Source organism: Reyranella sp., assembly GCF_965249915.1.
In the GTDB taxonomy this organism is placed as follows: Bacteria; Pseudomonadota; Alphaproteobacteria; order Reyranellales; family Reyranellaceae; genus Reyranella.
Genome location: NZ_OZ252257.1, coordinates 1496374 through 1522596, shown reverse-complemented (window position 1 = coordinate 1522596; position 26223 = coordinate 1496374). Strand labels below are relative to the sequence as shown.

Annotated in this window: 34 protein-coding genes and 1 tRNA gene; 17 read left to right on the top strand and 18 right to left on the bottom strand. The window is 67.2% G+C overall.

The window, feature by feature from the left end:
• Positions 1–20 precede the first annotated feature (20 nt).
• From ACP15H_RS07505 to ACP15H_RS07435, 15 genes are read left to right on the top strand one after another with little or no spacing between them, the layout of a single operon-like run.
• The gene (locus ACP15H_RS07505; protein WP_425069872.1) at positions 21–248 is read left to right on the top strand and encodes a DUF2312 domain-containing protein; all 228 of its coding nucleotides are present in this window, start codon (positions 21–23) and stop codon (positions 246–248) included.
• A complete protein-coding gene (locus ACP15H_RS07500; RefSeq protein WP_425065579.1) occupies positions 248–1048 on the top strand; it encodes a hypothetical protein in 801 nt (266 codons plus the stop codon). The genes ACP15H_RS07505 and ACP15H_RS07500 overlap by 1 nt, the downstream gene beginning before the upstream one ends.
• Complete coding sequence (locus tag ACP15H_RS07495) at positions 1045–2067, top strand: hypothetical protein (protein ID WP_425065578.1); 1023 nt, start codon at positions 1045–1047, stop codon at positions 2065–2067. Before ACP15H_RS07500 ends, ACP15H_RS07495 begins: the two co-directional genes overlap by 4 nt.
• The gene (locus ACP15H_RS07490; protein WP_425065577.1) at positions 2064–2351 is read left to right on the top strand and encodes a hypothetical protein; all 288 of its coding nucleotides are present in this window, start codon (positions 2064–2066) and stop codon (positions 2349–2351) included. Before ACP15H_RS07495 ends, ACP15H_RS07490 begins: the two co-directional genes overlap by 4 nt.
• Positions 2348–2518 carry a hypothetical protein gene (locus tag ACP15H_RS07485; protein ID WP_425065576.1) on the top strand — a complete coding sequence of 57 codons (171 nt, stop codon included), beginning with the start codon at positions 2348–2350 and terminating at the stop codon, positions 2516–2518. Before ACP15H_RS07490 ends, ACP15H_RS07485 begins: the two co-directional genes overlap by 4 nt.
• On the top strand, positions 2515–2910 hold the full coding sequence (locus ACP15H_RS07480) for a hypothetical protein (RefSeq protein WP_425065575.1): 396 nt from the start codon (positions 2515–2517) through the stop codon (positions 2908–2910). The genes ACP15H_RS07485 and ACP15H_RS07480 overlap by 4 nt, the downstream gene beginning before the upstream one ends.
• The gene (locus tag ACP15H_RS07475) at positions 2910–3137 is read left to right on the top strand and encodes a hypothetical protein (RefSeq protein WP_425065574.1); all 228 of its coding nucleotides are present in this window, start codon (positions 2910–2912) and stop codon (positions 3135–3137) included. Before ACP15H_RS07480 ends, ACP15H_RS07475 begins: the two co-directional genes overlap by 1 nt.
• Positions 3130–4275 carry a phage Gp37/Gp68 family protein gene (locus tag ACP15H_RS07470; protein WP_425065573.1) on the top strand — a complete coding sequence of 382 codons (1146 nt, stop codon included), beginning with the start codon at positions 3130–3132 and terminating at the stop codon, positions 4273–4275. Before ACP15H_RS07475 ends, ACP15H_RS07470 begins: the two co-directional genes overlap by 8 nt.
• Positions 4272–4586 carry a hypothetical protein gene (locus tag ACP15H_RS07465; protein ID WP_425065572.1) on the top strand — a complete coding sequence of 105 codons (315 nt, stop codon included), beginning with the start codon at positions 4272–4274 and terminating at the stop codon, positions 4584–4586. The genes ACP15H_RS07470 and ACP15H_RS07465 overlap by 4 nt, the downstream gene beginning before the upstream one ends.
• The gene (locus ACP15H_RS07460; RefSeq protein ID WP_425065571.1) at positions 4583–5011 is read left to right on the top strand and encodes a DUF4326 domain-containing protein; all 429 of its coding nucleotides are present in this window, start codon (positions 4583–4585) and stop codon (positions 5009–5011) included. The genes ACP15H_RS07465 and ACP15H_RS07460 overlap by 4 nt, the downstream gene beginning before the upstream one ends.
• Positions 5008–5265 (top strand): hypothetical protein, encoded by a 258-nt coding sequence (locus tag ACP15H_RS07455; protein ID WP_425065570.1) that lies wholly within the window; start codon positions 5008–5010, stop codon positions 5263–5265. Before ACP15H_RS07460 ends, ACP15H_RS07455 begins: the two co-directional genes overlap by 4 nt.
• Positions 5262–5561: a hypothetical protein gene (locus tag ACP15H_RS07450; RefSeq protein WP_425065569.1), complete on the top strand. Its 300-nt coding sequence runs from the start codon at positions 5262–5264 to the stop codon at positions 5559–5561. The genes ACP15H_RS07455 and ACP15H_RS07450 overlap by 4 nt, the downstream gene beginning before the upstream one ends.
• Positions 5558–5842 (top strand): hypothetical protein, encoded by a 285-nt coding sequence (locus ACP15H_RS07445; RefSeq protein ID WP_425065568.1) that lies wholly within the window; start codon positions 5558–5560, stop codon positions 5840–5842. Before ACP15H_RS07450 ends, ACP15H_RS07445 begins: the two co-directional genes overlap by 4 nt.
• A complete protein-coding gene (locus ACP15H_RS07440; protein WP_425065567.1) occupies positions 5839–6093 on the top strand; it encodes an XRE family transcriptional regulator in 255 nt (84 codons plus the stop codon). The genes ACP15H_RS07445 and ACP15H_RS07440 overlap by 4 nt, the downstream gene beginning before the upstream one ends.
• Positions 6084–7187, top strand: coding sequence for a tyrosine-type recombinase/integrase (locus ACP15H_RS07435; RefSeq protein WP_425065566.1), 1104 nt, complete (start codon positions 6084–6086; stop codon positions 7185–7187). The genes ACP15H_RS07440 and ACP15H_RS07435 overlap by 10 nt, the downstream gene beginning before the upstream one ends.
• Before the next feature lie 78 nt (positions 7188–7265).
• Here the strand turns inward: ACP15H_RS07435 and ACP15H_RS07430 are convergent.
• The 16 genes from ACP15H_RS07430 to ACP15H_RS07355 all read right to left on the bottom strand — a co-directional run bounded on the left by ACP15H_RS07430 (position 7266) and on the right by ACP15H_RS07355 (position 19735).
• A tRNA-Met gene (locus ACP15H_RS07430) sits at positions 7266–7342 on the bottom strand.
• 134 nt (positions 7343–7476) lie between these two features.
• The gene (locus ACP15H_RS07425; RefSeq protein WP_425065565.1) at positions 7477–8262 is read right to left on the bottom strand and encodes an ATP-grasp domain-containing protein; all 786 of its coding nucleotides are present in this window, start codon (positions 8260–8262) and stop codon (positions 7477–7479) included.
• An 11-nt stretch (positions 8263–8273) separates the two neighbouring features.
• Positions 8274–9539 carry an alkaline phosphatase family protein gene (locus ACP15H_RS07420; RefSeq protein WP_425065564.1) on the bottom strand — a complete coding sequence of 422 codons (1266 nt, stop codon included), beginning with the start codon at positions 9537–9539 and terminating at the stop codon, positions 8274–8276.
• 37 nt (positions 9540–9576) lie between these two features.
• Positions 9577–10575, bottom strand: a complete 999-nt coding sequence (locus ACP15H_RS07415; RefSeq protein WP_425065563.1) for a Bug family tripartite tricarboxylate transporter substrate binding protein — start codon at positions 10573–10575, stop codon at positions 9577–9579.
• A 43-nt stretch (positions 10576–10618) separates the two neighbouring features.
• Entirely contained in the window at positions 10619–11758 is a 1140-nt protein-coding gene (gene mnmA / locus ACP15H_RS07410) for a tRNA 2-thiouridine(34) synthase MnmA (protein WP_425065562.1), read from the bottom strand.
• 45 nt (positions 11759–11803) lie between these two features.
• Positions 11804–12331 carry a glycine zipper domain-containing protein gene (locus tag ACP15H_RS07405; protein ID WP_425065561.1) on the bottom strand — a complete coding sequence of 176 codons (528 nt, stop codon included), beginning with the start codon at positions 12329–12331 and terminating at the stop codon, positions 11804–11806.
• A 36-nt stretch (positions 12332–12367) separates the two neighbouring features.
• Positions 12368–12940 (bottom strand): hypothetical protein, encoded by a 573-nt coding sequence (locus ACP15H_RS07400; protein WP_425065560.1) that lies wholly within the window; start codon positions 12938–12940, stop codon positions 12368–12370.
• A 72-nt stretch (positions 12941–13012) separates the two neighbouring features.
• Positions 13013–13219 (bottom strand): Fe-S cluster assembly protein IscX, encoded by a 207-nt coding sequence (gene iscX / locus ACP15H_RS07395; RefSeq protein ID WP_425065559.1) that lies wholly within the window; start codon positions 13217–13219, stop codon positions 13013–13015.
• A 9-nt stretch (positions 13220–13228) separates the two neighbouring features.
• Positions 13229–13564 carry a ferredoxin family 2Fe-2S iron-sulfur cluster binding protein gene (locus ACP15H_RS07390; protein WP_425065558.1) on the bottom strand — a complete coding sequence of 112 codons (336 nt, stop codon included), beginning with the start codon at positions 13562–13564 and terminating at the stop codon, positions 13229–13231.
• Between the two features lie 18 nt (positions 13565–13582).
• Positions 13583–15478 (bottom strand): Fe-S protein assembly chaperone HscA, encoded by a 1896-nt coding sequence (gene hscA, locus ACP15H_RS07385; protein WP_425065557.1) that lies wholly within the window; start codon positions 15476–15478, stop codon positions 13583–13585.
• Entirely contained in the window at positions 15475–15987 is a 513-nt protein-coding gene (hscB, locus tag ACP15H_RS07380; RefSeq protein WP_425065556.1) for a Fe-S protein assembly co-chaperone HscB, read from the bottom strand. The genes hscA and hscB overlap by 4 nt, the downstream gene beginning before the upstream one ends.
• Positions 15988–15992: 5 nt before the next feature.
• Positions 15993–16388 carry a HesB/IscA family protein gene (locus ACP15H_RS07375; RefSeq protein WP_422036304.1) on the bottom strand — a complete coding sequence of 132 codons (396 nt, stop codon included), beginning with the start codon at positions 16386–16388 and terminating at the stop codon, positions 15993–15995.
• A gap of 20 nt (positions 16389–16408) precedes the next feature.
• A complete protein-coding gene (gene iscU, locus ACP15H_RS07370; RefSeq protein WP_425065555.1) occupies positions 16409–16801 on the bottom strand; it encodes a Fe-S cluster assembly scaffold IscU in 393 nt (130 codons plus the stop codon).
• Between the two features lie 45 nt (positions 16802–16846).
• Positions 16847–18085 carry an IscS subfamily cysteine desulfurase gene (locus ACP15H_RS07365; protein WP_425065554.1) on the bottom strand — a complete coding sequence of 413 codons (1239 nt, stop codon included), beginning with the start codon at positions 18083–18085 and terminating at the stop codon, positions 16847–16849.
• A gap of 18 nt (positions 18086–18103) precedes the next feature.
• The gene (locus tag ACP15H_RS07360) at positions 18104–19234 is read right to left on the bottom strand and encodes a cysteine desulfurase family protein (protein ID WP_425065553.1); all 1131 of its coding nucleotides are present in this window, start codon (positions 19232–19234) and stop codon (positions 18104–18106) included.
• 27 nt (positions 19235–19261) lie between these two features.
• Positions 19262–19735 carry an Rrf2 family transcriptional regulator gene (locus ACP15H_RS07355; protein ID WP_425065552.1) on the bottom strand — a complete coding sequence of 158 codons (474 nt, stop codon included), beginning with the start codon at positions 19733–19735 and terminating at the stop codon, positions 19262–19264.
• A 239-nt stretch (positions 19736–19974) separates the two neighbouring features.
• Between ACP15H_RS07355 and ACP15H_RS07350 the strand changes: the two genes are divergently transcribed.
• A complete protein-coding gene (locus ACP15H_RS07350; RefSeq protein WP_425065551.1) occupies positions 19975–20649 on the top strand; it encodes an alpha/beta hydrolase in 675 nt (224 codons plus the stop codon).
• A 15-nt stretch (positions 20650–20664) separates the two neighbouring features.
• Here the strand turns inward: ACP15H_RS07350 and ACP15H_RS07345 are convergent, their stop codons facing one another.
• Positions 20665–21747 carry an anhydro-N-acetylmuramic acid kinase gene (locus ACP15H_RS07345; protein ID WP_425065550.1) on the bottom strand — a complete coding sequence of 361 codons (1083 nt, stop codon included), beginning with the start codon at positions 21745–21747 and terminating at the stop codon, positions 20665–20667.
• A 54-nt stretch (positions 21748–21801) separates the two neighbouring features.
• Here ACP15H_RS07345 and tyrS point away from each other — a divergent pair, with 54 nt between their 5' ends.
• On the top strand, positions 21802–23055 hold the full coding sequence (gene tyrS / locus ACP15H_RS07340; RefSeq protein ID WP_425065549.1) for a tyrosine--tRNA ligase: 1254 nt from the start codon (positions 21802–21804) through the stop codon (positions 23053–23055).
• 6 nt (positions 23056–23061) lie between these two features.
• On the opposite strand, the gene ACP15H_RS07335 is transcribed toward tyrS, so the two are convergent.
• Complete coding sequence (locus ACP15H_RS07335; protein ID WP_425065548.1) at positions 23062–26208, bottom strand: DUF3971 domain-containing protein; 3147 nt, start codon at positions 26206–26208, stop codon at positions 23062–23064.
• Positions 26209–26223 lie beyond the last annotated feature (15 nt).

Genomic DNA, 26223 nt, shown 5'->3' with positions numbered 1-26223 from the left:
CGCGCAACCGTCCAGGCGGCATGAACGTCGGCAGGCTCAAGTCCTTCATCGAGCGGATCGAGAAGCTCGAGGAGGAGCGCAAGGCGATCGGCGGCGACATCAAGGACGTCTACAGCGAGGCCAAGGGCGTCGGCTACGACGTGAAGACCATGCGCAAGATCGTCTCGCTGCGCAGCATGGACGCCGCCGACCGCGCCGAAGCCGAGACGCTCCTCGACGTCTACAAACACGCGCTGGGGATGGTCTGATGCAGCGCACGCAGCGAAGCGAGCGCGCAGGCGAGCGGCAGGGCCTTCATAGGCCCGAGAGCTCGCACCGTGCAGAACGGGACTCGGTGACGCCACCGCTTTCCCGACGTCTGTTCCTCGGTGGCATGGCCGCCCTGGCCGCGGCGAGCGCGCTGCCCGCCATCTCTACAGTCGAGGCCGCCACCATAACCACGCCGCCACCCGCTGCCCCAACGCCCCGCACATGGGGCTGGGGCTTCTGGCGGAACGGCGACGAGATCATCAACGGGCCGTACGGCTCGCGCGAGGAGGCCATCGCGGCCGGCAAAGAACACTTCGCGGATTACTTAGATCCCGCGGACGGCACCTATGGGTTCGAAACCTGCGAATGCGATCGCCACCCCGTGCACCACGGCGACTATCACGAGGACCTGATCAACGACCTGTGCGAACCAGGCACTGACATCGCGTGGTCGCTGCAGCAGTCGATGGAGGGCAGCAACTGCGACAATGATTTCGAAGGCGAGGTCGCGGAAGCCATCGCCACGGTTCCTTGGGAGAAGATCGCCGCGGCCGTCGTCCCCGTCATCTGGCGGGCTGTTGAGCGGTCCGGACTTTTCTTTGTCGGCAGCCTCATCGAGGAAGAATTCGACGGTGACTGCGCGCTGATGAGGGCGCTCGAAACCGACCAGATGTTCAAAGCCGAGCTGATCGCCACGATCCACCCCATGATTGAGGCCGCCGGCGTGATGGACGCCTCCAACATGCTGCTCGATTACGACAACGAGACGCACATCTTCCCGATCGAGGTGGTGGCATGACCGCCCGCGCCGCCCTCTCCATCCGCATCCACGACGCCCATCTCGGCATCTGGCAGGACGATGCCAACGACCCGTCCTTCCGCGAGGAGGTCTACAAGCCCCTCCTGAAGGAAATGGCACGGCGCGGCTGGAAGCTGCGCGCCGATCCGCACACCCTGAAGCACTACCGGATCCTGAGCCCCTCGCGCCGCATCGCCGCGCGCGGCGACCTGCGCGCCCAGGTGAACCTCACCGGTCGCGCCCTGCAGATCGAGTTCTGGGCCGAGACCTGGCCGATCGCCAACCCGAATGGCCGACGCCACGACTTCAACAAGCTGCAACGCATGACCTATCTCGACCGGCTGCGCGTGCATCTGGAGCGCCGCCGCATCCTGACCTGGCTGCGCTCGCTCGCTCCCGTCACGGTCGACGAAAGAGAACCGCCCAACCTCACGCCGATTCAGCGGATCGAGCGCGACTACGCCGAGTCCTGGCATACCGACAAGGCGCTCGGCCGGCCGCGCTGCACCCAGGACTACAATCGCAGGTCCGGAGACGGCGGCACGGTCGAGCACGGCAGCACGGTTTGGTTCGCCAACCGCAGCGGCCGCATCTGCCGCGGTACGGCCTACTACCGCCTCAACAGCATGTGGTGGGTGATCGCGGGTGGCGAGCTGCTCAACCTCAGCTGCGGCGAGATCCTCTGTCGCCCGCCCGCCGACCTGCGCACCAAGTCGAACGAGCGCCAGCGACGCGCACGCCTCGAGGCGGAGCTGGCCAAGGCGGTCCGCCGCATGGACTTCCACCGCGCCGAGACGCTGAAGACGATCCTGTTCGGCGACGCGGTCACCTACCTGATCTGGGCGCGGGACAAGAGCGCCTACTATCGGCCCGGCTGGGCCGGCTACACGCCCGATTCGATCGACGCCGGACGCTACACGCGCAGCGAAGCCGAGCGCGAGGTCCGCCGCGTTCCCCACGAACTCGAAGCCATTGGCAGCAATGGCGAGCGAATCCGCATCGAGAGGTCCGCAGCATGACCGACGCCCCACCACTCCTCACCGACGAGATGGACGCCCGCGTCGAGCGGCTGCTGAAGGACTGGCGCGCCACCGGCCGCGCGCCGGGCGGCGCGGCCCAGGACTTCGCCCGCATGGCGCGCGAGCTGGGCGTCGGGATCGTCGACCCGACCCGCCATCGGTCATGGATCGACGAGCGCGTCTACGAGGGCGCGCTGCTGCGGTGCCGCGAAGCCACCGCGAGTGCCGAGGCCGCCGAGCGGGCGCTGGCGGAGTTTCAGGGGATGAATGGAGAGGGACGATGAGCACGCCGCCACCCCTCCAATACAGCCTGCAGGGCCGCCGCATGACGCGCTGCCAGGCCGACGACGACGACTACTGCGAGTTTGCCGAATGCCCGCAGTTGCGGGACGGCGAGCCGCGCAAGAGCGGACGGCATTGCCCGCTGGATCGAGAGGAGGACGACACTTGAACCGACGCACATTCCTGCGCTGCCTTCCGGCCGCGCCGCTTGCGGCCGCACCCGCCGCCCTCGCCGCACAGGCGGCGCTTATCGAACCCGCGCATGCGAAGAAGCTAGAGGTCGGCGACTGGGACGATCTGCGCGGCGAGGTCCTCTACGTCTGCGAGAGCTGCAGCGCGCCGATCTTCGAAGACGACAAACGCTTCAGCTACACCGACGGTCCCGACTTCTGCGAGGTGCACGCGCCGACCTGGTCGGACCTCAAGGCGATGCAGGATGAGGCGATCGACGCGGGCGAATTCACAGACTGGTTCGAGGATCCAGAAGACGCCGAGCTTGCTAGGCGCAAAGTGCTGGCCGCGATCGAGAACGGCCAGGGCGATGTGAAGGTGGTGTGGTAGTGCCCAAGCCGCCACCGATGCCGCGCCCGGTCGAAGACGCCGACGTGCTGCCACGCCCTGGCCTGCTGGCGCTGGCGTTCCTGCTGGGTGGCTTGGCAGCGGGGTTGCTGATGTACGGCTGCGATCGCGTGGCACCGTCGTCATCCGTTCTGCACGGCGTGGGCTCCCGGGCCTTCGCTTCGCTGCAGGCCCTGCCGCCCACCATTGCGGAGCCGTCACATGGCTGACGGCTCCGCAATTGAATGGACGTCCGCCACCTGGAACCCGGTCGCCGGCTGCAGCATCCTCTCGCCCGGCTGCACTCACTGCTACGCCATGGGCATGGCGGCGCGCATCGAGAAGATGCAGGCGGCGCAGGGCAAGCCGACGCCCTATGCCGGGCTCACCCAGCCCAGCAAGGCGGGGCCGGTGTGGAACGGCCGCATGGCGGTGGCGTCCGACGAGACGCTGACCCAGCCGCTGCGCTGGAAACGCCCGCGCCGGATCTTCGTCAACTCGATGTCCGACCTGTTCCACGAGGGGGTCGCCGACGAGACCATCGACCGCATCTTCGCCGTCATGGCGCTCTGCCCGCAGCACACGTTCCAGGTGCTGACGAAGCGGGCCAAGCGGATGCGGGAATACTTCGCCGAGCGCTGGCAGGGCACGCCGGCGCAGCGCTACAAGGTCGGCAATCAGATATTCGACATGCCCGCCGGCGGCGAGACCGGCCGCGAGCATCAGGTCGAGGCCGCCTGCGAGGACATCCTGCGGCTGGTGCCGGCCATGATCGACACCGACAATGACGCGCTCTGGGACGCGAAAGGCAATCTCAAGATCCGGCAATACAAGTGGCCGTTGCCCAACGTCTGGCTGGGCGTCTCGACCGAGGACCAGGCGCGCGCCGACGAGCGCATCCCGCACCTGCTGGCGACGCCGGCGGCCAAGCGGTTCATTTCCGCCGAGCCGCTGCTGGGAGCTATCAATATCAACGACGCCATGTGGGCCGGCGAGGACGATCCGACCCAGAACCTCAACGCCGAAATCAACTGGGTCATCGCCGGCGGCGAGAGCGGCCCGCGCGCGCGACCGATGCATCCCGACTGGGCTCGCAGCCTGCGCGATCAGTGCACCGCGGCCGGCGTGCCGTTCTTCTTCAAACAGTGGGGCGAGTGGGCGCCCGGAAGCCTTTTCCCTGCCAGCGCCGACGGCATGCTTGCCGGTTGTCGGTACGGGGAATTCCACCGGGGCGACGACGAGTGGGTCGACGATTGCTTGTGCAGCGAGGGCGCTCATGGGGCTCAGATGTTCCGCGTCGGCAAGAAGGCCGCCGGTGCCGAACTCGACGGCAAGATGCACCGGGAGTTTCCAGGAGGATCGACATGACCGCGATCAGCAAAGACACCGCCACGGAAATCGCACTCGCCTATCGAGAAGTCGAGACGGCCGAAGCCCTGCTGGCCGATATTCTCAAGGGCATCAAAGAAACGCACGATCGGGCACCGGACATCCGGGACGCCTTTGGCCGTCGTCGCGAGGGCCTCGAACTCGGCGTGCCGAGCGGAGACAACAGCCGGCGCTGCTACCACGTGCCGTGGTCGATGTGTAAGCCGATCCTCGAGACGCACATCGCCCACCATCGCGCGCGGATCGAGCTGCTGACCGCGAAGGCGCGCGAGGAGATGGGGGCACCGTGACCGCGCCGGGACCTCACCGCATCCAGCTGTCGCGCGCCAAGGGATGGCGCATGCCCGCGAACGCGGTGAAGGTCGATCGCACGACACGCTGGGGCAACCCCTTCGATTTCCGTCGGGCCGAATATTGCTGGGCCGCCCTGTCCTTGGGATGCCGCGGAGATGCCGCCGGCCGACAGGAGGCATCGGTGCGCGCCTTCCGCGGCTGGATCGACCCACCGCACGGCCGGCAGACGCTCAGCATGACCGAGCAGCCGAAGATGGTCGGACCCGGCGGCGAGGTTCCACTGGGCCCACCGATCACCGCCGGCGCCTCACCCTCGCGCGAGGAGATTCGCAAAGCCTTGCGCGGCAAGAACCTCGCCTGCTGGTGCAAGCCAGGCTCCCCGTGCCACGCCGACGTGCTGCTGGAGATCGCGAACCGATGACCGACCTCCGCGCCACCCTTGAAGCCGACCTCGCCGAAGCCGAGCGCAAGGCATGGGACTCGCTGGCCCGCTACAAGTTCTTCATGTTCGGCTATCACGCTGCCGACTGGGTCAAGATCAACCGCCGCCTCGGCAGCGAGCGATGGAATCCGTTCAAGGACCTGGTCGACGCAGCGCGCGCCAAACGAACCGAGCGGGCTCCCGCGCCTCAGAAGGCGCGGCCGGCCGCCCATGCCGAGCAAGGCTCGGCATGACGCCATCTCCTCGCCCCTGGACCCTCGCGATCCGGCGCACCCACGACGACAGCGCGGTCTATTTCCTGCGCATCCTCGACTCCAAGGGCAACCGCGTCGCCGACCTCTACCCGCACGAATCGGTCGGCGGCCGCGGACTCGAGCAGGTGACGGCCGACGCCCAGCTGATCGTCGCGCTGGCCAACAGCCCGGCCGCCGACGCCGTCGAGCGTGAAACTACCGAACGCCGCGCCGACCCGGTCGAGATCCCGGCCGGCGAGCAGACACCCCTGGGCGGGATGGAGAGGTTGCTGTGAGTGATTTGGCCTGGAACTACGACATGACGACAGCGCCGAAGGACAATTCGCTGCTGCAGCTTTTGCTCCGCCACGACGACGGCGACGATTGCAGCGGCGGCTTCGACGACGCCGAGCTCACCCGCACCATGGGCTTCAACAACTTCGTCAACGATGGCATCGACGAGTGGAAGTTCCCCGGTTGGGACTGGTGCGGCGACTGCATCACCGAACAGGGCTGCGGAATACCGATCGCCTGGGCGCCGATGCTTCCGCTTCCGGACCCGCCCGACACACCGTGAGCTTACACCAGCCCCTCTCGCCAGGTCGCGAACTGAGGCGCTCGTCGCAGCCTCGGCGCGGCCTGTCGCGCGAGGAGGCTGCCGTCTACATCGGCATCAGCGTCCGGAAGTTCGACGAGATGGTCGGCGACGGCCGCATGCCCCGAGCCAAGGTCATCGACGCCCGCCGGGTCTGGGACACCCAGAAACTCGACCTTGCTTTCGACGCCCTCCCGACGGACGGTGAGGAGGTCTCGAATCCATGGGACTGAGGCAGGGCGGCTTGAAGCTCAATATCCCCTACGTCGTGGCCGACAAGGACCGGCACGGCAATGTGCGGCTCTACTACTGGCGCAAGGGCCGGCCGAAGATCCGGCTGCGCGCCGAGCCCGGCTCCGTGGCCTTCGCCACCGAGCTGGAGGCCGCCAAGACGGCGAGCGATGCGGCCGCGCCGAAGTCCGCACGGGAGATTGCCCCGGCCTCGTTCCGTGCCCTCTGCCTCGACTACTTCGCCAGCGCCAATTTCCGCATGCTGGACAAGAAGACCCAGCGCCAGAACCGGCTCATCCTCGAGGACGTCAGCCGATCGAAGACGCCGAAGGCCGGCCAGGAGCGCGGCACCCTGCCCTACGCGCTGATCGAGCCGCGACACGTCGAGGAGATCCGCGACGAGAAGCTCGAGCTGCCCGGCGCCGCCAACAATCGGGTGAAGGCGCTGCGCCGGCTGTTCAAGTGGGCCCAGAGCGCGAAAAAGCCGGGCGCCAGGAATCCAGCCGCGGAGGTGGCCTACCTCAAGATGCCAGGCGACGGCTTCGAGACCTGGACGGCGTCCCACATCGAGCGCTTCGAGGAAACGCATCCAGTGGGCTCCCAGGCCCGCCTGTGCCTCGCGCTGCTGCTCTACACCGGAGTTCGCCGATCCGACGTCGTGAAGCTCGGCCCGCAGCACGAGCGCGAGGGCTGGCTGCACTTCACCGAGACCAAGGGCAGCCGCAAGGCCGGGGCGATTCCAAAGAAGCGCGACATTCCGATCATCGAACCGCTGCGCCAGGTGCTCGACGCCAGTCAGGCCATCATCGGACCCTTCGCATATCTCGTGACGGAACGCGGCGTGCCGTTCACCGCCAACGGGTTCGGCAACAAGTTCCAGGATTGGGTTAAGGCAGCGGGCCTTCCAGTCGGACTTGCCGCTCACGGCCTGCGCAAAGCGGCCGCCACCCATGCCGCCGACAACGGCGCGACCGATCGGCAACTCATGGCGTTGTTCGGCTGGGAGACCGAGAAGGAAGCGAACCGGTACACGAAGCGCGCGAATCGCAAGAAGCTGGCCGGCCACGCCGCGCCCTTGCTGGGCTTCAAACGCTGAAAAGTTCCCACCGCTTCGGACCCCCACCCGCTCCCACCAACCGATTGTGTAATGATATCAATCGGTTGGCGAGGGGGTTGGTAGCTGGGGGCGGACTTGAACCGCCGACCCCGGCATTATGAGTGCCGTGCTCTAACCAGCTGAGCTACCCAGCCATGGGTGGGCGCTTTTATGCGGCGGGGGCGTAATCTGTCAAGAAAGGCGGTCTGATTGGCGCTCTCGATTTCAGCGCCGAAAGGGCGCAGCGGCCGAAAAAGGTGAGCTCCAAACTCGTAGGGACACTTCCCTCCTAAAACTCCATCTTTTCGATCGCCGCGACCAGCTTCTGGATATTGGCGGCGTAGAGGCCGGCCGAGCCCAGATTGTTGACCTCGATCACGTGCAGTTCACGGTTCCGCCCTACGCTGATGTCCAGGGCATAGGCTCGTTGCGGCTGCCAGGGATGAGCGGCAATGGTCTCCGCAAACGCGACGACCTCCGGATCGCTGTGGTTCTCGTAGGTGACAAGCTCACCGCGCTTGTAGAGCGAACTGGTGACCACCTGGCCATCGACGACCCAGAACCGGTGCTCCTCGGAGATCTCCCTCAACGGACCGATGACGATTGGCGTATCGGGCTGGATGGACGGCTCGACCTCCGGATCGTCCCAGAGCTTCCTGACCTGAGCGTGCCATTCCAGGAACTCGTCGCGCCTCGTGGGCCCGGCCTTCCAGAGCTTGTTGTCCTCGGCGGGCCGGCAAAAGAAGCGCTCAGGCAGCGAGGATAGCGGCACGTCGGCGAAGCGCCATACCGAACCCGCGGCATTCAGCAGGGCCTCGCCCCAATTGCGGACATAGGCGAGATGGTCGTGTTCCACCTCCAATACGCCTGGAACCCAGCCCTTTCGCCGCGCTTCGTGCCGGATCGCGTAGGCACCGATCACGATGACGTTTCCGGCCGGGTTCGCTTCCGGCACGAGTTGCCAATCATCGCCCAGGTCATGGAAGCTGTGCGTGATTCCCAGGCGGGGCAGAGTCTCGGCGAGTTCGCGAACACCCGGCTCGGTCCGCATCCCGTTCTGGATGATCCAATGCATCGCCGCCAGAACTAGGCGCTGAGCGGGGCGCCGTCCATGTCGTCCGCCGCCTCTCCCAGAAACCGCAGGATGGTCGGCGCGATGTCGACGAGGCTGGTCGGGCGGCCGGCCTCGCCCCGGCCGAATTCGGGATGGATCAAGGTCAGGAACGGCCGGGTTTCCGACGGGCCCAGGCCGCCATGATGGCCGCAGCCGATTTCCGGAGTGCCCTCGCCGTCCTCGACCAGCCAGCGCGTGCCGCGGACGCCATGGTCGTTGTTCTCGTCATGGCGCGTCGTGTCGACGGCGGCTACCAGCGCGTCGGCCGTCAGGCCGGTCGCGGCCAGAGCCTCGCCGGTCAGGATGGCGCCGGCCCACGGCTCCCGCTGCATCTTCGGCAGCAGACCTTCGACAGCCGCTCTTGCCGCGCCGGTCGCGTAGATCAGGGCCGAGGTGCCCTGCGACGCGACGCCGATCCGCCCTTCAGCAAGCTCCGACTCGAGGCCGTTCCCGACCAACCAGTTACCGATATGGACGGAGCGGCCGATCGTCTCGTGGCCGTGGTCCGAACCGACCACGAGCAGCGTGTCGAACCGGTCTTCATGCGCTTCCACGGTCTCGACGACCTGCGCCACCAGCCGGTCGGTGACCTCCAGCGCATGGAGATGCTCGGGCGAGCCCAGCGGGGCGTGATGCAGGGTGAGATCGGGGTTCGCGAGCCACAGGATGGCCAGCCGGAAGCCGTCGGACGGCACGACCTCCGCGCAGAAGCGCCGGGTCATCGCGATGTCGCCGTCGAGATCGTGGGTCACGTCGAGATGGGCGTCGCCGGTCAGCGAGGCGCCGCCGGGGCCGAACGAGCCGGCGCGATGCAGCACCGTGCCGAAATGATCGGGGTCGAGGAAATACGCCGCGCCGGGCGAGACGTTCGAATAGGCGACCTGGCCGCCCGACCTCGCCAGCCGCTCGGCCAGGGTGGGCACGCGCAGGGTGCGGCCCGTCACGCGGCGCATGGTCTCGCGAAAGGACGGCGCGCCGACATTGTGCACGGTGATCCGGCCGTCCTCGACCAGCGCCATCTGGTTGCCTTCGAGCCCGTGCCGGCCGGGAAAGCAGCCGGTCGCGATCGAGGCGGCGGAGACGCGCGTGACCGAGGGAAACACGGCGCGATGGTAGCCGGCGCGGCGATGGCCGGCCAGCAGGCGCGCCAGCGTCGGCGTGTGCGCCTCGCTGACCCACTCGGCGCCGAGGCCGTCGCACACGATCAGAATCGCCCTACGGGGCCGGGAAGCGTTCATCAGACCATGATAGACCATGCCCGGCCTCGGGGAATCGTCATTCCGGCTGGATGCCTGCCTGCGAAACGATGCGGTCGCTCTTGGCCACCTCGTCGCGCACGAACTGGCGGAACTGTTCGGCCGTCGAGCCGACCGGCACCGCGCCCTGGTCGCGCAGGGCGCTCTGGACCTCGGCGGCCGCAAGCGCGCCGACCAGGCCGACGCGCAGCCTGTCGACGATCTCCTTCGAGGTGCCCTTCGGCACGGCGACACCGACCCAGGTGTTGAACTCGTAGCCGGGGAAGCCCAGCTCGGCCATGGTCGGCACGTCCGGCAGCGCCTCCGACCGGACCGCCGACGTCACGGCGAGCGCGCGCAGCTTGCCCGAGCGGACCAGCGGTACGGCCGGCGGCACGCTGCTCACGGCCATGTTGATATGCCCACCCACGGCATCCTGCACCAGCGGGCCCGAGCCCTTGTAGGGGATGTGCAGGAATTTGGCCTTGGCCATGCTCGACAGAAGCTCCGCCGCGAGATGCTGCGGGCTGCCGCTGCCGATCGATCCATAGCTGACGGTGTCGGGCTTTGCCTTTGCGCTCTCGATCAGTTCCTGCAGTGACTGCGAGGTCGTCGCCGGCGCGACGAAGACCAGGGGGAAGGTGGCCACCAGCGTCACCGGCTCGAAATCGGTGCGCGGATCGTAGGTCATGTTCTTGAACAGGCTGGCGTTGATCGCCATCTCGCTCGCCGCGCCGAAGAGGACGGTGTAGCCGTCGGCCGGCGCCTTCGCGACGCTCGCGGCGCCGATCATGCCCGTGGCGCCAGGCTTGTTCTCGATGACCACGGTCTGGCCGAGCACGTCCGACAGGCGTGCCGCCATCGCGCGACCGGTGATGTCGGTGCCGCCCCCCGGCGGATAGGGAATGATCAGCTTGACCGGCTTGGCGGGATAGCTGTCCGCGCGTACCGAGGAAGGTGCCGCCGCCGAGAAAGCCAGAAGGAGCGCTGCGAGGGAATCGCGACGCGAGAAAGGACGCTGGGGGATGTCGCTCGTCATGCCCGGCCTTATCCGGGCAATGGGTGACGTGGCGGTTACAGGATCATGTCGAGCGTCGGATGAAGCCGCCGCCCAGCACGCGACTGCCTGTCGCGGCGTCGTAGACCACGCAGGCCTGCCCCGGCGACACGCCGACTTCCGGCTCGGCGAAGCGAACGATGGCGCCCTCCTCCGTCAGCTCGATCTCGGCAGGACGCAAGGACTGGCTGGAACGCACGCGGACCTGCACCGGCAGCGGACCGTCGATGGCCCCGGCGAGCCAGTTCACGTCATACAGCGCGATCTCGTCACGGCCGAGCGCGGAGCGCGGACCGACGACGACGCGCCGGGTCGCGGGCTCGAGGCGCACGACATACAGAGGATCGTTGTCGGTGCCGTCGCGACCGCCCAGCGCCAGGCCGCGACGCTGGCCGACCGTGTAGCGCACGATGCCCTCGTGGCGACCGACGACGTTGCCCGCCATGTCGACGATGTCGCCCGGCTCGACGGCCTCCGGCCGCAGCTTCTGGACGACCGACGCGTAGTTGCCCTGGGGTACGAAGCAGATGTCCTGGCTGTCGGGCTTGTCCGCGACCACGAGGTCGAAGCGCCCGGCCAGCGCACGCGTCTCGCTCTTCGGGAGATCCCCCAGCGGAAAGCGCAGGAAGTCGAGTTGCTCCCGAGTCGTGCCGAACAGGAAATAGCTCTGGTCGCGCGCCGCGTCGGCACCGCGATGCAACTCCGGTCCCGCCTCGCCCATCACGCGGCGGACATAGTGACCGGTCGCCAGGGCCTCGGCGCCGAGTTCGCGCGCGGTCCGCAGCAGGTCGCGGAACTTGACGGTCCGATTGCAGGCGATGCATGGCACGGGCGTCTCCCCGCGGGCATAGGCATCGGCGAAGGACTCCATCACCTCGGTACGGAAGCGGCTCTCATAGTCGAGCACGTAATGCGGGATCGCCAGGCGCTCGGCCACCTGGCGCGCGTCCTGGATATCCTGACCGGCGCAGCAGGCGCCAGACTTCCCCACCGCGACGCCGTGATCGTAGAGCTGGAGCGTGACGCCCACGACGTCATAGCCCTGCTCCTTCAGGAGCGCCGCCGTCACCGACGAATCGACGCCACCCGACATGGCGACCACCACGCGGGTGTCCGCGGGCGCCTTGTCGATCCCGAGGGAATTGAAGGAGGAGTGGCGGGACATGGCGGGGCCTATATAGGCCTCGCCCCGTGCTCCCGCCAGCCGGGGCTAGTCGCGCCGGTAGCCGTTTTCGCGGACGACCTTGGCCACGCCGTTGCGGTCGTAGACGATCTGAACGCGGTCGCCCATCTGGACGTCGCCGTCGTCGTACTGGGCCACGGTTACGCGCTGGCCGTCGTCGCGCTGGACAGTGACTTCGATGCCCCGCCGCGTCGCATTCTGGTCGATCGCCGTGCCGGCGATACCGCCCGCCACGGCGCCGAGCAGGCCGCCCACCAGAGCGCCGCCCACTGAATTGGTCGTGGCGCCGCCGATGATCGCGCCACCCGCTGCGCCCAGGCCACCGCCGACCAGGGTGCCGTCGCTCACGCCCGAGCTGTGGCCGCCGCGCACCGGCACTTCGCGAATCGAAACCACGCGGCCGTTCTCGCCACGATAGCTCGAGCCTTGCGACGAGGTGTTGACCACGCCGGGCTGAACGGCGCCGCTGGTGCCGTTACAGGCACTCAGTCCGATCGCAAGGACGGCTGGAACGAGGAGGCCGACGCGCCATTTGCCGAACATCTGAGAGGACACCTTTCGCATTCTTCAATCAAATCGAACGTGAGGAGATCAATCCGGGTTGCGCGACGTATCGCGCACCACCTTTGCGGCGCCGCGATCATCCTGCACGATCTGTACGCGATCACCCAGCTGAACGTCCCCGTCATCGCGCTGCGCGACCGTCACGCTCTGGCCGTCGTCGCGCTGAACGGTCACCTCGATGCCGCGGCCGCCGCTGCGCTGGCCGTCGGCGATGGTGCCGGCGATCGCACCGCCCACCGTGCCGAGCAGCAGACCGACAAAGCCGCCGCCCACTGTCTGGCTGGTGATCGCGCCGAGCGTGGCGCCGAGGCCGCCGCCGATGATGCCGCCCATGAGAGCGCCATTACCGCTACCGGACCCGCCGCCACTGCCTGCCAGGCCGACCTCGCGAATGGAAACGACGCGGCCCGGCCCGCCGACCGGCGTGCTGTAGGCGACCTGCGTCGGCGCTCCCGGCGGCGGAGGCGCGTTCGCCTGTCCGCCATACACGGGCGCCGTCGAACTCACGATGCCGGGCTGAACGGCGTTGGACGCACAAGCGCCCAGTCCCGCTGCCAGCACCAGCGGCAGCAGCAGAGGACGCACTCTCGTCGCGATCATGGGGACCCCTCCCGGATCATCGTGTGTCCCCCATATTTCCGGCCAAATTACGGCGTTCGGCAAGCGCCGAGATCAGTCGCGCTCGTCGATCCAGGCGGCCTGGATCGCCTCGAGGATCTTCTCGTTCGAGCGCGCCGCATCGTCCTCGAAATCCGGCAGCTCCATCACCCAGCGATGAAGGTCGGTGAAGCGCAGGTTGATGTTGTCGACGTCGGGATGGCGTTCCTCGAGCTCGATCGCAATGTCCTGAACGTCTGTCCAGCGCAGCTTGCGGGCCATCGGCCTCTCCTACTTGTCGACCATCATGTTGCGAGTCGCGGCGGGAAGCTTGACGACCAGCCCGTCGAGCGCCTCAGTCATGCGGATCTGGCAGCCCAGGCGAGAGGTGTGTGTGAGACCGAACGCAAGGTCGAGCATGTCTTCCTCGTCGTCACTCGCGGGCGCGAGCTTCTCGAACCAGACGGCCTCGACCACCACGTGGCAGGTCGAACAGGCGAGCGAGCCCTCGCAGGCGCCTTCGATGTCGACATGGTTGTGGTGCGCGATCTCGAGCACCGAGAGGCCCAGGGGGGCATCGACTTCCTTGCGCGACCCGTCTCTCAGGATGAACGTCATCTTCGGCATGTCTCGATCTCGCTCCGCTTACTCGCCGACCCGGTTTTCCAGTTCGCCCATCGACATGCCCGACAGTGCCTCTCGGATGCCGCGGTCCATCCGCCGCTCCGCGAAGGGCTTGGACAGTGTCTCGAGCGCCTCGGCCGCCGCGTTGATCTCGTCCCGGCTCTCGCCGTCCATCGTCGTCTCCAACCGCGCCCTCGCGCCATCGATCGCGGCGCGCTCGTCCGGCGACAGGAGGCCCCCATCCTTGGCGAGGGCCGCGTCCAGCGCCAGCAGACCGCGCCGCGCCTCAACCCTGGCCTCGGTGAGCAGACGAAGGTTCATGTCGGCCTCAGCATTGTCCATGCTGTCGTAGAGCATGTCGGCCATGTCCTCGTGGCTGAGGCCATAGGAAGGCTTCACCTCGACCCTCTGGGCCACGCCGGTGGTCCGCTCCTCCGCCGAAACCGTCAGCAGGCCATCGGCGTCGACGGCGAAGCTGACGCGGATGCGCGCCGCACCGGCCGTCATCGGCGGAATGCCCGTGAGTTCGAAACGCGCCAGGCTGCGGCAGTCCGCGACCATCTCGCGCTCACCCTGGACGACGTGGATCGCCATGGCGCTCTGGCCGTCCTGGTAGGTCGTGAAGTCTTGCGCGAGCTGCGCCGGGATCGGCGTGTTGCGCGGCACGATCTTCTCGACGATGCCGCCCATCGTTTCGAGGCCGAGCGACAGCGGCGTGACGTCGAGCAGCAGCGTATCGCCTCCGCCCGTCAAAGCCTCGGCCTGCAGCGCCGCCCCCAGTGCCACGACCTCGTCGGGATCGATGTCCGTGAGCGGCGGCTTGCCGATCATCCCGGCGACCTTGGCGCGCACCAGCGGGACCCGCGTCGAGCCGCCGACCAGAACCACGCCCTCGATCTCCGCCGCAACCATGCCGGCATCGGCGAGAACATTGCGCGAAATTTCGAGGGTTCGCTGGATGAGGGTATCAACCATCGCGTCGAACTCGGCCAGCGTCAACGTATGGAACGACGGAGTGCCGGCGATCTCGAGCCGGCCCGAGCTCTGGTCGCGGTCGGAGAGCTGCTCCTTCATGTGTCGCGCCAGGGCGAGAGCGGCCTTTACGGCCGCCTCGTCCAACTGGTCGGCGAGACCGTCGCGCTTGCGCTCGTCCAGCATCCGCTCGGCAATGGCTCGATCGAAATCGTCGCCGCCCAGGGCGGTATCGCCGCCGGTCGCGAGCACCTGGAACACGCCCTTCTCGAGCCGCAGCAGCGAGAAGTCGAAGGTGCCGCCCCCCAGATCGTAGACCGCATAGAGCCCCTCGGAGCCCTTATCGAGCCCGTACGCCAGAGCCGCGGCGGTCGGCTCGTTGACCAGCCGAAGCACTTCGAGGCCGGCCACGCGCGCCGCGTCGCGGGTCGCGGTGCGGGCGGCATCGTCGAAATAGGCGGGCACGGTGATGACGGCGCGCTCGACGGGCTTCTCGAGTGCCGCCTCGGCGCGGGTGCGCAGCGCCTTGAGGATTTCAGCGGAGATTTCGACCGGCGAGCGCGCCTTGCCGCCGATGCGCAGCTTCACCATGTCGGTCTCGCCGGTGCCCGGCTCGACCTCGTAGGGGAGCACGCCGGCCACGGCGTGGAGATCGGCGGCGCCGCGGCCCATCAGGCGCTTGATCGACGCCACGACGTTGCGAGGCTCGCTGGCCACCAGGGCGCGCGCCTCGTCTCCCACCAGCACGCCGCCCGCATCGGGATAGGCCACGACCGAGGGCACCAGCGCCCTGCCCGCCTCGTCGTGCAGCGCCGCCGGCTTGCCGTCGCGTGCGATGGCGACCACCGAGTTCGTCGTGCCGAGATCGATGCCGACCGCCAGCGAGCCCTCGCCGGCGTGCGGCAGGGGCGTTTCGCCCGGCTCGTGGATCTCCAGCAAGGTCATGGGTTCGACCGATCAAGATTCATGCGTCGCGCCCTAGCCTCCTCGGCAAATTTATCGAGGTAGCGCAGGCGAAGGAGCGCCTTTCTGATGGCGGGCCTGTCGTTTGCCAAGAACAAACTGCCCAGCCCGGCCAGCGCCTTCTGGACGTCCTGGCGTGCCTGCGCCGCCAAGCTGTCGACCGCTTCCGGCGTGGTCGCGTCGTGCAGCGCCTCCCGCGCTTCCATGGCTTCCATCAACAGGTCGGGATCGTCGATCGTCTTGCCGTCGCCCGGCAGGTCAACGCCGGCCATCCCGGCCATGTAGAAGGCGCGGCTCAGCGGATCCTTCAGGGTGCGATAGGCTTCATTGACCGAAGCGGCCTCGGCTGAGGCCCGCGCCCGATCCTGGGGCGGCTTGGACACGAACCGGTCGGGGTGCCACTGCCGCTGGAGGGTGAAGTAGGCCCGGTCCAGCGCGGCGGCGTCGAGGTCAAGCGCTGCCGGCAGGCCCAGCCGCGCGAAATGATCCATGGTCTTCAGACGTGGAAGGATTCGCCGCAGCCGCAGCGGCCCTTCTCGTTCGGGTTCCGGAACACGAAGCCCGACTTCAGCTTCTCTTCCTCGTAGTCCATCTCGGTGCCGATCAGGAACAGCGACGCCTTCGGGTCGACGAGCAGCTTGATGCCCTCGGCCTCGATGACCTCGTCCATCGGCTCCTGCTTGTCGGCGAACTCCAGCGTGTAGCTCAGCCCCGAGCAGCCCTTGGTCCGCACGCCGATGCGGATACCGGCCGTCGGCTTGCCCCGGCCCTCGATCATGCCCTTGATGCGCTCGCCGGCGAGCGGCGTCACCGTCATCAGCTGCGGGCGCGGACGGCGTACCCGCGGCGCGGCAGGCGCCGCCGGCTTGGTGGTTTCGCTGGTCGTGGTCATACGCTGGGCTCCGAAATGAGCTACTCGGCCTTCTTGGTCGCCTTGGCGCGATAGTCGGCAATCGCCGCCTTGATCGCGTCCTCGGCGAGGACCGAGCAGTGGATCTTCACCGGCGGCAGTGCCAGGTGACGCGCGATGTCGGTGTTCTTGATCGTCTCGGCCTCGTCGATCGTCTTGCCCTTCACCCACTCGGTGACGAGCGAGCTCGAGGCGATCGCCGAGCCGCAGCCGAAGGTCTTGAACTTCGCATCCTCGATCAGCCCGTCGGCACCTACCTTGATCTGCAGCTTCATCACGTCGCCGCAGGCCGGGGCGCCGACCAGGCCGGTGCCGACGTCTTCGGCCGTCTTGTCGAACGAGCCGATGTTGCGCGGGTTCTCGTAGTGATCGATCAGCTTCTCGCTGTAAGCCATGTCATTCTCCTCAAATTCCGTTGCGGCGCCCCAGGAGACGAAACCTCAGTGGGCAGCCCACTCAATGGACTTAATATCGATGCCTTCCTGGGCCATCTCCCAGAGCGGGCTCATCTCACGCAGCTTGTTGACGTGGCGCACCAGCTCGTCGACCGCCGTGTCGACCTCGTGCTCCGTCGTGAAGCGGCCGAGCCCGATGCGCAGCGACGTGTGGGCCATCTCCTCCTCCACGCCGAGCGCGCGCAGCACGTAGCTGGGCTCCAGCGAGGCGGACGTGCAGGCAGATCCGGAGGACACCGCCAGGTTCTTGATGCCCATCATCAGCGACTCGCCTTCGACATACGCGAAGCTGATGTTGAGGTTGCCGGGGATGCGATGCTCCAGGTCGCCGTTGACCACGATGTCCGTGAGCTTGGCGCGCAGCCCGTTCAGCATGCGCTCCTGCAACTTCTTCAGCCGCTTGGCCTCGACATCCATCTCCTTCATGCAGATCTCGGCCGCTTCGCCCAGGCCGACACACAGCGGCGTCGGAAGCGTCCCGGAGCGGAAGCCACGCTCCTGCCCGCCGCCGACGATCATCGGAACCAGGCGCACGCGCGGCTTGCGACGCACGTAGAGCGCGCCGATGCCCTTGGGCCCGTAGATCTTGTGGCCCGAAATGCTCATCAGGTCGATGTTGAGCGCCTCGACATCGAGCGGGATCTTGCCGGCGGCCTGGGCCGCGTCGGTGTGGAAGAACACCTTCTTCTCGCGGCAGATCTTGCCGATCTCGGCCAGCGGCTGGATCACGCCGATCTCGTTGTTCACGGCCATGACCGAGACGAGCACCGTCTTGTCCGTGATCGCCGCGCGCAGCACGTCGAGATCCAGCAGCCCGTCCTGGCGGACCGGCAGATAGGTCACCTCGAAGCCCTGCTGCTCGAGATGGCGGCAGGTATCGAGCACGCACTTGTGCTCGGTCACCGTGGTGATGATGTGGTTCTTGCGATCCTTGTAGAACTCGGCCACGCCGCGGATCGCGAGATTGTTCGACTCGGTGGCGCCGGACGTGAAGATCACTTCCTTCTCGTCGGCGCCGATCAGCTTCGCGACCTGGGCCCGCGCCTTCTCGGTACCTTCCTCGGCTTCCCAGCCATAGGCATGGCTGCGTGAACCCGAGTTGCCGAACTTGTGGGTAAAGTAAGGCATCATGGCCTCGAGCACCCTCGGATCCATCGGCGTCGTCGCCTGATAGTCGAGGTAGATCGGCTGGTCGTTGCGCCGGATTTGGGTAATGGCTGTCATGCTAACCCCTCGTTACTCCTACGCTGCCCTGGCCCTAGAATCGGTGTGGGAAATATCCGACTGGTGCAGTCGGATATATAGGCTCTGCCATGCCGTGATCAAGCGCTCGATGTCGGCAACTTCTGTATTCCAGCCTAGGCTGATCCGGGTCGCGCAGGAAGCTTCCGCCACCGGCACGCCCATCGCATCGAGGACCGAAGAACGCTGGACCTTACCCGAGGAACAAGCGGCCCCCGAGCTGATGCAGACGCCAGCAAGATCGAGCGCCATGACCTGAGTCTCGGCGAGAACACCGGGCATCGAAATGCAGGTGGTATTGCAGACCCGCGGCGCCCCGGCCCCAAAAACCCGGACGTTGCCCGCCATTTGGACAAGCGAAAGTTCCAGCCCATCGCGAAGTTGGGTCATGTCGAGACCCCGGATCGCCTCTGCCGCAGCAGCGCCGAAGCCTGCGATGCCGGAGACGTTCTCTGTCCCGGCCCGGCGATTGGATTCCTGCCCGCCGCCCCGGCGATCCGTGCAGAACGGCACGCCGCTCCGGACGACCAAAGCGCCAACACCCGTAGGCCCGCCGATCTTGTGGGCGGAAAGACTGAGATAGTCGACGCCGAGACGATGGAAGTCGACCGGCACCTTGCCCGCTGCCTGGACGGCATCGCAGTGAATCAACGCGCCTGAGGTCCGCGCCAGTCGCACGACATCGGCGACCGGCTGCAACACGCCGGTTTCATTGTTCGCCAGCATCACCGACACCAGGGCCGGCTCGGCAGACGCCACCAGCGCACGCTCCAGAGCCGCGAGGTCGAGAACGCCATCGCTGTCCACGGGAAGGACTTCCGCCTGCGGCACGGCACGCCGTACACTGTCATGCTCGATGGCCGACACCAGCACCCGTCGGCGCCCGGTCGCCATGAGGGCGAGATTGTTGGCTTCGGTGCCGCCCGAGGTGAAGATCGTCTCGGTGGTTCTGGCACCCACCAGGGAGGCAACCTCCCGGCGCGCCTTGTCGACGATCGCCCGCGCCTTGCGCCCAGGCCCATGGACCGACGACGGATTGCCGCCCACGCGCAAGGCCTCGACCATGGCGTCGAACGCCGCCGGCCTCAGGGGGCTGGTGGCATTGTGGTCCAGATAGGCGAAGGCGGGCATCGGGGCGTCCGGAGAAAACGGGCCGGCCTAGCTGGCCGCAGCCATCGTGTCGGAGTGGGCCGCCGGCGGGGCCTCGATCAGGCGCGGGGCGAGCTTGCGCTCCAGCACGTCGAGCAGGGTCACCGAGTTCAGGAACAGGTGAATCTGATTGCCGAGTTCCTCCCACAGGTCGTGGGTCAGGCACTTGCTGCGGTCGGCGCGGCAACCGGTGGCACCCATTTCAGTGCAGCGCGTGGCGCTGATCGGCTCGTCCACCGCCAGGATGATCTCGGACACGCGCGTGTCGGCCGAGCCCCTGGCGAGACGGTAACCTCCACCGGGACCGCGCACGCTCTTCACCAGACCGGCACGCCGCAGGCGGGCAAAAAGCTGCTCCAGATAGGACAGGGAGATTTCCTGCCGGGTGGCGATATCGGACAGGGAAACCGGCTTCACCTGCGCATGGCGTGCCAGATCGACCATCGCCATGACGGCGTAACGTCCCTTGGTGCTGAGCTTCACAGCATCCTCCTCACGGCCGAATTTGGCCGTCCTTCGCTACGGAAACGCCTAAAGTTCTTGAAAACCAAGGCGTTACTACGATATGCCAGCGCCCCAGACTGGGGCTCTGGGCAAAACCAACTGCGTAGCTCGGATTTAATTAATCCCAGTAGGTTGGTCAAGTATCAATAATCCCCCCGAATCCGCCGCCGAATCGGTTACGACCGGAGGGTCGAATAAGGTGAAGAACCGGAGTTTCGATGCCTGACGTGATGTTTACCGGCCCCGAGGGTCGTCTCGAAGGCCGCTATCACCAGAGCAAGGAAGAACGCGCGCCCATCGCGCTGATCCTGCACCCGCACCCGCAATATGGCGGGACGATGAACCATAAGGTGGTCTTCTCGCTGTTCCATGTGTTCGTGAACCGCGGCTTCTCGGTGCTGCGCTTCAACACCCGCGGCGTGGGTCGCAGCCAGGGACGCTTCGACAACGGCATGGGCGAACTCTCCGATGCCGCGGCCGCGCTCGACTGGCTGCAGGGCATGAACCCCAATGCCAAGTCCTGCTGGATCGCCGGCTATTCGTTCGGCGCGTGGATCGGCATGCAGCTCCTGATGCGCCGTCCCGAGATCGATTGCTTCGTCTCGGTGGCGCCGCCCGCCAACTCCTACGACTTCGCCTTCCTCGCCCCCTGCCCCTCGTCCGGTCTCATCGTCGGCGCGGAAAAAGACGAGGTCGTGCCCCAGGCCGACATCCAGAAGCTCGTGGCGCGCCTGTCGCTTCAGAAGGGCATCACCGTCGAGTCCCGGACCATCAAGGGCGCCAACCACTTCTTCCACGACGCGCTCGACCGGCTCGCGGTCGACGTCGACAAGTATGTCGCCCAGAGCCTGCTCAACCCGCCGGGCCGCGCGACCAGCAACAAGGAGCCCTGATCGGGGCTCTCCGGACTAAGGCTCGCTGAGGCGCCCACCCGTCATCGGACGGGGGGCGCCGGTGGTCCCGGGAAAGGTTAACGGCAGGCCTTTCACGGACCGCACCGCGAGGAAGGCGAAAGCCTGCGCTTCCAGCGCATCGCCGTCCCAGCCGAGATCCGCTGCGGTGAAGACCCTGGCCCGTGTTTCCTCGGCGATGGCACGCAGCAGCGTCGGATTGCGCGCGCCGCCGCCGCAGATCACCCATTGCGACACCGGCGCCGGAAAGTGCCTTTCGGAGAGTGCGATGGCGCGGGCCGTGCCCTGAGTCAGCGTGGCGGCACCGTCGGCGGCGCTCAGCCCGTCGGCCCAGGCATCGTTGAAATCGCCGCGATCGAGCGACTTGGGCGGGGCTTTCGCGAAGAAGCGATGCTCCGCGAAGCGCTCCAGCCTGCCGCGATCGACCTTGCCCGCTGCCGCCAGCGCCCCATCCTTGTCGTAGCGTTGCCCGGCACGGCGCGCGCACCAGTCGTCGATCGGCCCGTTGCCCGGACCCGTATCGAAGGCGAGCAGCGACCCATCGGCGCCGATCCAGGTGACGTTGCCCACGCCGCCGACATTCACGACGGCGAGCGGCCGCGGCAAGTTGGCGGCCAGGGCGGCATGATAGACCGGCACCAAGGGTGCGCCCTGCCCGCCCGCCGCCACGTCGGCGGTGCGCAGATCGTTCACGACCCGCACGCCCAGCGCCTGCGCGAGCGCAGCGCCGTCGCCGATCTGCCAGGTGAAGCGCCTCTCGGGGCGGTGCGTAATGGTCTGGCCGTGGAAGCCCACGAGGTCCAGGGACGACAGGTCCACCCCTCGCTCGCTCGACCAGCGGCGCACGGCCGCCACATGGGCCGCGGTCACGGCGTCCTCGGCGGCATGCGTCGCTTCCGACCGCTGCTCGGCACCGAAGACCGCACGAATGGTGCGCCGCACCTCGTCGGCATAGGGAACGGTCAGGCTGGGGCCGAAGGCCGCGATGCGCTCGCCGTCGGTTTCGATCAGCGCTACGTCGACTCCGTCGAGCGAGGTGCCGCTCATCAGGCCGAGAGCCCGGAGGGGTGATGATGGCATGGCGGGAATGTGTTACACCCGCCGCCCTTCAGGAACAAACGGCCGGACGGCGAGATGGCGGACTTCAAGTCGGACTTCATGCGCATCGTGCACGAGCGCGGCATGGTGCATCAGTGCAGCGATACCACACGGCTCGACGAGCTGCTGTCGAGCGGCGTCCGCACCGCCTATATCGGCTTCGACTGCACCGCCGATTCGCTGCATGTCGGCCATCTCCTCCAGATCATGCTGCTGCGCTGGTGGCAGAAGAGCGGCCACAAGCCGATCGCGCTGATGGGCGGCGGCACGACCAAGGTCGGCGACCCGTCGGGCCGCGACGAGACGCGCCAGCTGCTCACCACGGCACAGATCGACGCCAACATGGCGAGCATCAAGAAAAGCTTCGCCAACTACCTCGCCTTCGGCGACGGCGCGACCGACGCGGTGATGGCCAACAACGCCGACTGGCTCGACAGCCTGCTCTACATCCCGCTGCTGCGCGACGTCGGCCGGCACTTCTCGGTCAACCGCATGCTCACCATGGATTCGGTGAAGCTGCGGCTCGAGCGCGACCAGCCGCTGTCGTTTCTCGAATTCAACTACATGATCCTGCAATCCTACGATTTCGTGGAGCTCAACAAGCGCCACAACTGCATCGTCCAGATGGGCGGATCGGACCAGTGGGGCAATATCGTCATGGGCGCCGACCTCGGCCGTCGCATGCAGGGCGCCGAACTTTTCGCGCTGACCTCGCCCCTCCTGGCGACCGCATCGGGCGCCAAGATGGGCAAGACCGCGGCCGGTGCGGTGTGGCTCAATCCCGAACGGCTCTCGCCCTACGAGTTCTGGCAGTACTGGCGCAACACCGAAGATGCCGATGTCGGTCGTTTCCTCAAGCTCTTCACGGACCTGCCGCTGACGGAGGTCGCCCGGCTCGAGGCCTTGCAGGGCCAGGAGATCAACGAGGCCAAGAAGATTCTGGCCACCGAGGTCACCACGCTCGCCCACGGCAAGCAGGCAGCCGAGAGCGCCGCCGAAACCGCACGCCGTACCTTCGAGGAAGGCACCAAGGCCGATACGCTGCCGACCGTGGAGCTGCCGCTCGCCCGGTTGAAGGCGGGCATCGCGGCTTTCGAACTGATGCACGAGGCCGGGCTCGCCGACAGCAAGACCGAGGCGCGCAAGCTGATCAAGGGCGGCGGCGGGCGCCTGAACGACAAGCCGATCGCCAGCGACACTGCGACGGTGGGCGAAGCCGATCTCGATTCCGAAGGAACGCTGAAGCTCTCGGCCGGCCGCAAGCGGCACGTGCTGGTGCGCGCCGTCTAACGACGGTCAGGGCGCGCGCTGGGGCTCCGGTGACCCGCCAGGCTGGGCGGGCGGCGCGCCGGTATTGCCAGGCGCGGTCAACAGATCGCGCAGGGCACCCGGCGCCATCGCCGACATCATGTTCACGTCCGTCTTGAGGTCGCCGAACGGACCGTAGAGCTGGTAGGAAACGGCGAACAGGCCGCCGTCCTTGCCGCCGGTCAGCAGGGTTCCGAGCAACGGCACGTTGGACAGGAGATTGTTCAGCGCGAAGGCCGGAACCACGACACCGTTCAGCCGCGCCGTGTCCTGCGCGAGGTCGATGACGCCCTGGGTGGTGAGGCCGATCGACTGACCGCTGGTGCGGCCGTTGCGGACCTGGATGAGATCCCCCGTTTTCGTCAGGTTGGCGCTCAGGCTGTCGAACTGCTGCAGCGCGTTGCCGGCGCTGCTCAACCCGTCGATCGCCGAATTCAGCGTGCCGATGTCGCGACGCGCGGTCATGCGCTGGAGCCGGAACGGCCCCATCTTCAGCGTGCCCTCCAGGGGCGGATTTGCCCAGGTATCATTGAACTTGCCTTCGATGTGCAGGTAACCGTTGACCAGGCCATCGATCCAGCCTGCCTCGCTCAGCAGTTGGCCGAAGTCGGCGACATAGAAGAACAGCGTGCGGCCCTGCGCCGCCGGCGTCACCCGGAACGTCGAGCCCTTGCCGCCGCCCATCGTCAGATCGGCGGAGGCGACGCGATCGCCGATCATCTCGAGGCGGCCGTTGAGGTAGCCGAGGGACCCCCGCTTCACGAGCACGTTCTGCAGCTGAATGGTCGCCCGGGTGCTCTGCCTCGAGACCGACGCCGCGCCCTTGGGCTCGTGTGTCGCGACCTCGTCGCGTGCGTGCAACATGTCACGTACGCGCTGCAGTTCGAGCGACTGCCCCTTGATGGCGATGTCGACACCGCCCGGACTCCTGCTCCAGTCGACAGCCACGTCGGTCTGGCCGAGCGTCACCTGCGGCAGGCTGATCTGCTGCACGCTGCCGTCGCTGCCGAACCGTACCTGCCCCTTGGTCTGCAGACCACTGCCGCGGCCCTCGAAGTCGGCCGTGGTGATCTTGCCGCCCGGGGCGAGTTTCAGCGTCGTGGTGGCGAGCGCATCCGTGCCGGGCTCCTTGCTCCAGGCCAGGGGAGCGACCGACAGTTTCGCCGCCTTCATGTCGAAACGGCCGACGACTTCGCCCGTGCCATTGGTCGCGACCTGATAGCTCAGCGTCGTGCCGATCGGACCCATGACATAGGGTTCGATCGAAGGGAATCCGGCCTTCTCGACGAGGCCCGCTTGTATCGTCCCCTTCACGTCGTACCGCCGCCGAAAGGGTGCCTTCGCCGCGAACATCTCGCGCCAGGTGACGTCGACGGCGCTGCCGTCGAGCTTTCCCTGCCCCACGACGTTCAGCTCGGAATTGCCGTACTTCACGCGCGCCGTCGCGTCCGTGAGATCGACGTGGCCCAGAACGTCCTGCAGCGAAAAGGCGGTGAGTTGGGCATCCGCCGCGACATCGATCTCCGCGACGGTCAATGCATCGATCAACGGGAAACCGAGGGACACGTCGACCGCGACCTGCCCTCCCAGGCGGCGATGATCGTAGAGAGTCTCCTTCGGCAGGCCGAGTCGCGGCCGTGCGAGGAAGCGCATCACGTCCTGCGCGGAACCGGTGATCGGCAGCCGGATCGCCGCCATTTGACCCGACTCTTTGTCGAGCCCCGTAAGGTCGATCGTGCCGTCGGTCACCTTCAGATTGACCGCGCCGCCACGGGCGATGTCGAAGTGCAGGCTGCCATTCTCGTAGCGGGCCTTCCCCGACACGTCCTGCATCTCGGGCATGTCCGGCATGTAGCGCACGGTCAGGCCGCCGTAGTCGAGGAAGGCGGCCATGCCGTCCATCTTGATGTCGGCGATGTGGTCGACGGGCGCACTCGCAGAGAACTCGGCGGCGACGTCGACGGTCCCGGCTGTAACGTTGGCAATCGCCCACCTGCGGCCGCCTTCGGCGAACTCCAGCGGCCAATAGTCGGCGAGCTTGTCGACCGGAATCTGCCTGATCTCGGCGCGTCCCGCGAAGTGCCGGGTGTCCGAGACACGGTGACCGGCGCCGGTGACGACCACCCTCGCCGCGCCGAAATCGAAGTCGACACGCTCGATCTTCGAGGTGTGCTCCACATTGTCGATGCTGAACCGCGCATCCATCGAACGCACCTGATGCGCCACCGGCAGGATGCCCGGCAGGGTCACGCTCCCATCGGCACCGCTGATGTCGACGGCGACCGACTTGAGCTCTCCGTTGCCCGTGCCCTCGATCTGCAGGCGTCCCGACAGGGCCAGATCGACACCGCGCAGGATGGAAAGATCGGACGAAAGGTCGGCGAATATCCAGGGTTTGAATCCCGATACCTTGGCCTCCAGCGAGATGCGGCTGCGGTCTCGCGTGTAGACCCCGGCCAGCGAGAGGTCGACGGGGTCGCCGTGCCCGGCGAACCGGGCGTTGGCCGTGATGAAGACGCCCGCGGCGTCGCGCCGGAGCTGCGCGGTGGCATCCGGTGCGGTCCAGGTCAGTCCCGATTTCAGATCCCGGATCGTCACGTTGGCCCGCTCGATCAGCACCGAATCGAGCTGGCCGATCAGCGATTGGTAGTTCGGCTCCGCCAGCAGCTGGTCGACCAGGATCGAAATCGCCTCGCCCTGCGCGCCGCCTTCCGGCGACGTGAAAATCCGCTGGAAGGCTCCGCCCTCACGGGCGACGTCGGCCTCGATGACGGGCCGGATGATCGTGATCGACGTCGGCAGGAGTAGACCCCGAACGACCGAGCGCGGTTCGAAGGTCAGGGCCGCCTCGGGGGCGGTGGCGATGACCTGGCCCTGCCCGTTCGTGAAGCGCAGACCGGTGAAAGCCAGCCTGATCGGCCGGCTGATGCCGCTCCATTCGAAGAATATCCGATCGAAGTCCGGGTGAATGTCGTTGCCCGGAGCGTCGATCAGCCCGGCAATCCGCGGCTTCATGAAGTCGAGATCGACGGGGCCGGCCATCAGCCTCAACGCCGCCACGACAACCAACGCGGTCGCGGCAAGCACCAGACCGACCGCAACACGCACAACTACCCGGCAGGTCCGCTTGACCAAACTCGACTCTTCCGT

Bases quoted from the DNA above. Each gene is read 5' to 3' on its own strand.
- ACP15H_RS07505 (WP_425069872.1), top strand. From the start codon at position 21: ATGAACGTCGGCAGGCTCAAGTCCTTCATCGAGCGGATCGAGAAGCTC.
- ACP15H_RS07500 (WP_425065579.1), top strand. From the start codon at position 248: ATGCAGCGCACGCAGCGAAGCGAGCGCGCAGGCGAGCGGCAGGGCCTT.
- ACP15H_RS07495 (WP_425065578.1), top strand. From the start codon at position 1,045: ATGACCGCCCGCGCCGCCCTCTCCATCCGCATCCACGACGCCCATCTC.
- ACP15H_RS07490 (WP_425065577.1), top strand. From the start codon at position 2,064: ATGACCGACGCCCCACCACTCCTCACCGACGAGATGGACGCCCGCGTC.
- ACP15H_RS07485 (WP_425065576.1), top strand. From the start codon at position 2,348: ATGAGCACGCCGCCACCCCTCCAATACAGCCTGCAGGGCCGCCGCATG.
- ACP15H_RS07470 (WP_425065573.1), top strand. From the start codon at position 3,130: ATGGCTGACGGCTCCGCAATTGAATGGACGTCCGCCACCTGGAACCCG.
- ACP15H_RS07465 (WP_425065572.1), top strand. From the start codon at position 4,272: ATGACCGCGATCAGCAAAGACACCGCCACGGAAATCGCACTCGCCTAT.
- ACP15H_RS07455 (WP_425065570.1), top strand. From the start codon at position 5,008: ATGACCGACCTCCGCGCCACCCTTGAAGCCGACCTCGCCGAAGCCGAG.
- ACP15H_RS07450 (WP_425065569.1), top strand. From the start codon at position 5,262: ATGACGCCATCTCCTCGCCCCTGGACCCTCGCGATCCGGCGCACCCAC.
- ACP15H_RS07435 (WP_425065566.1), top strand. From the start codon at position 6,084: ATGGGACTGAGGCAGGGCGGCTTGAAGCTCAATATCCCCTACGTCGTG.
- ACP15H_RS07425 (WP_425065565.1), bottom strand. From the start codon at position 8,262: ATGCATTGGATCATCCAGAACGGGATGCGGACCGAGCCGGGTGTTCGC.
- ACP15H_RS07420 (WP_425065564.1), bottom strand. From the start codon at position 9,539: ATGAACGCTTCCCGGCCCCGTAGGGCGATTCTGATCGTGTGCGACGGC.
- ACP15H_RS07415 (WP_425065563.1), bottom strand. From the start codon at position 10,575: ATGACGAGCGACATCCCCCAGCGTCCTTTCTCGCGTCGCGATTCCCTC.
- mnmA (WP_425065562.1), bottom strand. From the start codon at position 11,758: ATGTCCCGCCACTCCTCCTTCAATTCCCTCGGGATCGACAAGGCGCCC.
- ACP15H_RS07400 (WP_425065560.1), bottom strand. From the start codon at position 12,940: ATGATCGCGACGAGAGTGCGTCCTCTGCTGCTGCCGCTGGTGCTGGCA.
- iscX (WP_425065559.1), bottom strand. From the start codon at position 13,219: ATGGCCCGCAAGCTGCGCTGGACAGACGTTCAGGACATTGCGATCGAG.
- ACP15H_RS07390 (WP_425065558.1), bottom strand. From the start codon at position 13,564: ATGCCGAAGATGACGTTCATCCTGAGAGACGGGTCGCGCAAGGAAGTC.
- hscA (WP_425065557.1), bottom strand. From the start codon at position 15,478: ATGACCTTGCTGGAGATCCACGAGCCGGGCGAAACGCCCCTGCCGCAC.
- hscB (WP_425065556.1), bottom strand. From the start codon at position 15,987: ATGGATCATTTCGCGCGGCTGGGCCTGCCGGCAGCGCTTGACCTCGAC.
- ACP15H_RS07375 (WP_422036304.1), bottom strand. From the start codon at position 16,388: ATGACCACGACCAGCGAAACCACCAAGCCGGCGGCGCCTGCCGCGCCG.
- iscU (WP_425065555.1), bottom strand. From the start codon at position 16,801: ATGGCTTACAGCGAGAAGCTGATCGATCACTACGAGAACCCGCGCAAC.
- ACP15H_RS07365 (WP_425065554.1), bottom strand. From the start codon at position 18,085: ATGACAGCCATTACCCAAATCCGGCGCAACGACCAGCCGATCTACCTC.
- ACP15H_RS07360 (WP_425065553.1), bottom strand. From the start codon at position 19,234: ATGCCCGCCTTCGCCTATCTGGACCACAATGCCACCAGCCCCCTGAGG.
- ACP15H_RS07350 (WP_425065551.1), top strand. From the start codon at position 19,975: ATGCCTGACGTGATGTTTACCGGCCCCGAGGGTCGTCTCGAAGGCCGC.
- ACP15H_RS07345 (WP_425065550.1), bottom strand. From the start codon at position 21,747: ATGCCATCATCACCCCTCCGGGCTCTCGGCCTGATGAGCGGCACCTCG.
- tyrS (WP_425065549.1), top strand. From the start codon at position 21,802: ATGGCGGACTTCAAGTCGGACTTCATGCGCATCGTGCACGAGCGCGGC.